Source organism: Catellatospora sp. NPDC049609 (assembly GCF_040675365.1).
Classification (GTDB): Bacteria; Actinomycetota; Actinomycetes; order Mycobacteriales; family Micromonosporaceae; genus Catellatospora.
In genome coordinates this window covers 1-1,522 of sequence record NZ_JBFAOU010000455.1, presented here as the reverse complement: position 1 = coordinate 1,522, position 1,522 = coordinate 1, and the positions used below count along the sequence as shown (strand labels likewise).

At 69.8% G+C, this 1,522-nt stretch carries 4 protein-coding genes; all 4 read right to left on the bottom strand.

Going from position 1 to position 1,522, the window contains the following annotated elements; translation table 11 throughout:
• Positions 1 to 81: 81 nt before the first annotated feature.
• Entirely contained in the window at positions 82 to 558 is a 477-nt protein-coding gene (locus AB0J67_RS41095; RefSeq protein WP_363491242.1) for a transposase, read from the bottom strand.
• A gap of 45 nt (positions 559 to 603) precedes the next feature.
• Complete coding sequence (locus tag AB0J67_RS41090; RefSeq protein ID WP_363491240.1) at positions 604 to 810, bottom strand: winged helix-turn-helix domain-containing protein; 207 nt, start codon at positions 808 to 810, stop codon at positions 604 to 606.
• A gap of 8 nt (positions 811 to 818) precedes the next feature.
• Complete coding sequence (locus AB0J67_RS41085) at positions 819 to 1,145, bottom strand: helix-turn-helix domain-containing protein (protein WP_363491238.1); 327 nt, start codon at positions 1,143 to 1,145, stop codon at positions 819 to 821.
• A gap of 95 nt (positions 1,146 to 1,240) precedes the next feature.
• Positions 1,241 to 1,522, bottom strand: a 282-nt coding sequence (locus tag AB0J67_RS41080; RefSeq protein ID WP_363491236.1) for a transposase family protein, incomplete at its 5' end; no start/stop codon positions are given.

Below are 1,522 nucleotides of genomic sequence, written 5' to 3'. Positions count from 1 at the left end.
GTCCGGCGGCACTCCGCCCTTGGCAACCTGTCCCCGATCGAGTACGAACGACACCAGACCGATCACGCCCTCGCCGCGTGATCACCACACCCGAACCGTCCGGGGAAACGGGTCAAGCTCATCGACGAGATGGTGGCGGTACTGCGTGCGCTTGAGTCTGGTCTTGGCTTTGCGGGCGAGTTCGGCTGCGGTGCCGTAGGCGATGTTGGCCGGGCTGCGGCGCAGGTCGGTCCACACGTTTTCGGTCGGGTTGAGGTCGGGGGCGTGGGCGGGCAGCTGGTAGACGCGCAGCCACGGCCGGGCCGCGATCAGCTCGCGCATCGCTGCGCTCTTGTGGGAGTTCAGGCCGTCCCAGACGAGCGCGATCGGAGCTTTCAGTTGCTGGTGGTCGGCATCGAGGAGGGCGGCGAAGTCGGGTTCGCCGAAGCCCTTCGGTTCGCCTTTGCGGCCGCGGTGGACCATGACCCGGTAGAGCATCCGGCTGCGCCGGCCGGGCCGGTAGCAGACCAGCCCGGCGATCGAGATACGGCCGGAGCCTTTGGCCGGTGACCGCGACAACGGGGGTCTTGCCGTGCGGGGCCCAGGTACGGGCCTTGGCTGGTCTCAGCGTGTGCCCACACTCGTCGGCGAAGACGATCCACGCGCCCAGCCTGCGCGCGACCCTTTTACCGCAGGCCACTGGTGACGCCGCCAGTGCACGATCTGATCCTCGTCACGCTCGGCGGCCCGGTGCGCGGGCACCTGCGGACTCCAGCCGAGCCGGTGCAGCAGCACCGACACGCCCTGGATGCTCAACGTCTGGTGGAACATGGTGGAGATCAGCTTCGCGAGCCGGGCCAGGTCCAGCGCTGGCCGTCGTAATCCGCCGCGGCGGGTCCCTCATCGAGGCGGGCGGCCAGCCGCTGCACCTGGTCGGCGGACAGTCTGCGGGCCCGGCCCGGCGGGCCGTTCGAGGCCAGGGCCTCCACACCGCCGGCGACCCAGGCGCGCCGCCAGGTGTAGGCCGCCTTCGTCGACACCTCCAGCACCGCGGCGACCTCGGGCGCGCTCATCCCGTCGGCGAACATCTGCCCCGCGCGGCCGCGGACCTGCTCACGGCGTTCCCGTCCGGCCTGATCGACTCCACCACCGTCGGCGTACCTCATGCCAACAGTCGAACCGACCAGCCCGGGCCCGGTCGATTCCCCGAAAGCATCACAAAGGACTCAGCTCAGACCCTGATTCGAGAGAGTCAGTGAGGTCATTTCATCCTGATCGGCGTCGATGTCGCGTGGTGTAGGGCCAGGATCGCCTGCGCGATGGTGCCGGTCTTGGTGACGGTGCAGCGGACGCGGGTGAGGATCTGCCGGCACTTGAGCGTGGCGAAGCCGCGCTCGCCTGGGGCGCGGACGGCGGCGTGGCGACGGTTGTAGGCCGTGGCAGCCGGGATCAGCGGCTTGTCCTTACCCGCTCTGACCGGCACGATCAGGGTCGGCTGTTCCCCCTGGTAGCCGCGGTCGGCCCACAATTGCAGGCCGTGCCG

What these genes read in the sequence shown, in the direction of transcription:
- AB0J67_RS41090 (WP_363491240.1), bottom strand. Translation starts at nt 810, where the DNA reads ATGTTCCACCAGACGTTGAGCATCCAGGGCGTGTCGGTGCTGCTGCAC.
- AB0J67_RS41085 (WP_363491238.1), bottom strand. Translation starts at nt 1,145, where the DNA reads ATGAGGTACGCCGACGGTGGTGGAGTCGATCAGGCCGGACGGGAACGC.